At 61.7% G+C, this 3,643-nt stretch carries 4 protein-coding genes; all 4 read left to right on the forward strand.

Annotated features, from left to right (window positions below):
* The coding region (locus tag EN935_RS26415) for an ABC transporter permease subunit (RefSeq protein WP_164771353.1) at nt 1–374 on the forward strand (374 nt) is incomplete at its 5' end.
* A 1-nt stretch (nt 375) separates the two neighbouring features.
* Nucleotides 376–1,530: a carbohydrate ABC transporter permease gene (locus tag EN935_RS26420; RefSeq protein WP_127265147.1), complete on the forward strand. Its 1,155-nt coding sequence runs from the start codon at nt 376–378 to the stop codon at nt 1,528–1,530.
* 4 nt (nt 1,531–1,534) lie between these two features.
* Nucleotides 1,535–3,199 carry an alpha-glucosidase family protein gene (locus EN935_RS26425; protein WP_109666833.1) on the forward strand — a complete coding sequence of 555 codons (1,665 nt, stop codon included), beginning with the start codon at nt 1,535–1,537 and terminating at the stop codon, nt 3,197–3,199.
* Between the two features lie 41 nt (nt 3,200–3,240).
* A partial coding sequence (locus EN935_RS26430) for an ATP-binding cassette domain-containing protein (protein WP_127373771.1) occupies nt 3,241–3,643 on the forward strand: 403 nt, incomplete at its 3' end.

Consider the following 3,643-nt stretch of genomic DNA (forward strand, 5'->3'; position numbering starts at 1 on the left):
CCGGCTTTGCCATGGTCATCCTGTCCTCCGCCTTGCGCGGCATTCCCGAGGAAACATTGGAAGCCGCCGTCATCGACGGCGCCAATCCGTTCCAGATATTCTGGAAGATCATGGTGCCGCAGATCTGGGGCACCATCGCCGTCGTCTGGACCACGATCACCATTCTGGTGCTCAAAGTGTTCGACATCGTGCTGACCATGACCAACGGCCAGTGGAACAGCCAGGTGCTGGCCAATCTGATGTTCGACTGGATGTTCCGTGGCGGCGGCGATTTCGGCCGTGGCGCCACCATCGCCATCATCATCATGATCGCGGTCATTCCGATCATGGTCTGGAACATCCGCCAGGCGAACAAAGAGACGGGAGGACATTGAGATGGCCGTTGCGACCGGAAATTCCTTCGCCAGCCGCTTTGGCGTCCACATCGCCGTGCTTGTCTTCGTCGCGATCTGGACCATACCGACGCTCGGCATCCTGGTCTCGTCGCTGCGCGACAAGAACCAGATCATCGCCTCGGGCTGGTGGAATTCGTTCTCCAGCTCCACCCAGACCGAAGCCGGCCGGCTGCCGGCCGCCTCTACGCAAGTCGAAAAGGACGGCAAGTTCGTCCTTCAGGGCAACATCTTCGGTGACGGTGCTGCCCGCAACATCAGCGCCTTCGGTGTCAAATCGGCGGCACCGACGCAATATCCCGCCGGCACGACAGCCGATCTCGGCGACGGCGTGACATTGCTGCTCAACGCCGACGGCAGCTTCGTCATGGCCTCGTCCAAGGCGTTCGAAGGCGATCGCGGCCAGCGCATCTACTATGCCTCGTCGGCGCCGCCGAAATTCACCACCGACAACTACAAGACGGTGTTGTTTTCGGAGGGCATCGGACGGTCGTTCATGAACTCGCTGACCGTCACCATCCCGGCGACCGTCATCCCGATCCTGATCGCCGCCTTTGCCGCCTATGCATTGGCCTGGATGCGGTTTCCCGGCCGGGCGCTGCTGATCGCGGTCATCATCGGCCTGCTGGTGGTGCCGCTGCAGATGTCGCTGATCCCGCTGTTGAAACTCTACAACGGCGTCGGCTCTTTCTTCGGCATGCCGTCGAAAACCTATCTCGGCATCTGGCTGGCGCATACCGGCTTCGGCCTGCCCTTCGCAATCTACCTGCTGCGCAGCTACATTGCCGGCCTGCCGCGCGAGATCATGGAATCGGCGCGCATCGACGGCGCCAGCGATTTCGAGATCTTCGTCAAGATCGTCTTGCCGCTGTCGTTCCCGGTGCTGGCTTCGTTTGCCATCTTCCAATTCCTGTGGGTATGGAACGATCTGCTGGTGGCGATGGTTTTCCTCGGTACAGAGGCAGACCAGATCGTGCTGACCGCCAAGCTAAACGCCCTGTTGGGCTCACGCGGCGGCGACTGGGAGATCCTGACGACATCGGCTTTCGTGACCATCATCGTGCCGCTGATCGTCTTCTTCTCGCTGCAGCGCTATTTTGTCCGCGGGCTGCTTGCCGGCTCGGTGAAAGGAGGCTGAGACGATGCAATCCGCTTTGAAGGCCAACTCGAAGCCTGATCTCGCCATCGATCGCGACTGGTGGCGAGGTGCGGTGATCTACCAGATATATCCGCGCAGCTACCAGGACTCGAACGGCGACGGCATTGGTGACCTCAAGGGCATCATCGGGCGGCTGCCCTACATCGCGGCACTCGGTGCGGACGCCATCTGGATTTCGCCGTTCTTCAAGTCGCCTATGAAGGATTTCGGCTATGACGTGTCAGATTACTGCGACGTCGATCCGATGTTCGGCACGCTGGCTGATTTCGACGCGCTGACAGCCGAGGCACACAGGCTGGGCCTCAAGGTGATGATCGACGAGGTGCTGTCGCACACCGCCGACAACCACCCATGGTTCAAGGAAAGCCGCTCGAGCCGCACCAACCCGAAGGCCGACTGGTACGTCTGGGCGGACGCCAGGCCGGACGGCACGCCGCCCAACAACTGGCTGTCGATCTTCGGCGGCTCGGCCTGGCAATGGGACACCAGCCGCCAGCAATATTACCTGCATAATTTCCTGGCCGAGCAGCCCGACCTCAACTTCCACAACCACGACGTCCAGGACGCGTTGCTCGACGTCACCCGTTTCTGGCTGGAGCGCGGCGTCGACGGCTTCCGGCTCGACACCATCAATTTCTACTTCCACAGCCAGGGCCTGGAAAACAACCCACCGCTGCCGCCGGAAGAGCGCAACGACCAGACCGCACCGGCGGTCAACCCCTACAATTACCAGGACCATCTCTACGACAAGAGCCGCCCCGAGAACCTCGGCTTCCTTGAACGGTTCCGCGCCCTGCTCGATGAATATCCAGCAACCGCCGCGGTCGGCGAGGTCGGCGATTCGCAGCGCGGACTGGAGGTGGTGGCTGCCTACACCGCCGGTGGCAAGCGCGTGCACATGTGCTATTCCTTCGATTTCCTGGCGCCGGAAAAGATCAGCGCGGCCAAGGTCCGCTCGGTGCTGGAATCCTTCGGCAAGGTGGCCAGCGACGGCTGGTCATGCTGGGCCTTCTCCAACCATGACGTGATGCGCCCGGCCTCGCGCTGGGCCGCCAATGAGGCCGACCCGACCGCCTACCTCAAGGTCATCTCGGCGCTACTGATGTCGTTGCGCGGGTCGGTCTGCATCTATCAGGGCGAGGAGCTTGGGCTCGGCGAGGCCGACCTTCGGTTCGAGGATCTGCAGGACCCCTACGGCATCCGCTTCTGGCCTGAATTCAAGGGCCGCGACGGCTGCCGCACGCCAATGGTGTGGGACGGCAGCGCCAAGAACGGCGGCTTCTCCTCGGCAAAGCCTTGGCTGCCGGTGCCGGCCAAGCATCTGGCGCAAGCGGTCAATGTCCAGCAGGGCGACGAGACTTCGCTGCTCGAACACTACCGGCGCTTTCTCAGCTTCCGGCGCGCCCATCCGGCCCTGGCCAAGGGCGATATCACCTTCATCGAAAGTGAGGGCGACACCGTCGCCTTCACGCGCCGCGCCGGCAACGAGCAGATTGTCTGCGTCTTCAATCTGGGCGCCAGGCCGGCCGAGGTTGACCTTGGCAACCGATCGCTGCAACCTTTGCCGGGACACGGATTTTCGGGGCAGACGAGCAGCGGCGCCATAAAGCTCGGCGGCTACGGCGCCTGGTTCGGGCGTATCGACTGAATTTCAAATCACTTGAATTTCAAACTACTGGGAGGAAACCAATGGCCGATGTCACGCTAAGACAAGTGAAGAAGTCCTACGGCAATCTGAACATTCTCCACGGCATCGACCTCGACATAAAGTCGGGCGAGTTCATCGTCTTTGTCGGCCCGTCTGGCTGCGGCAAGTCGACATTGCTGCGGTCGATCGCCGGGCTTGAGGAAATCACCTCCGGCGAACTCAAGATCGCGGGCGAGGTGGTCAACGACGTGCCGCCGTCGAAGCGGGGCATCGCGATGGTGTTCCAGTCCTATGCGCTCTACCCGCACATGACCGTCTACGACAACATGGCGTTCTCGATGAAGATCGGCAAGGAGAACAAGGCCGAGATCGACCGCCGTGTACGCCAGGCGGCCGAAATCCTGCAGCTGGCTAAATATCTCGACCGCCTGCCCAAGGCGATGT

This window comes from Mesorhizobium sp. M7D.F.Ca.US.004.03.1.1, from assembly GCF_003998635.1.
GTDB classification, from domain to species: Bacteria; Pseudomonadota; Alphaproteobacteria; order Rhizobiales; family Rhizobiaceae; genus Mesorhizobium; species Mesorhizobium loti.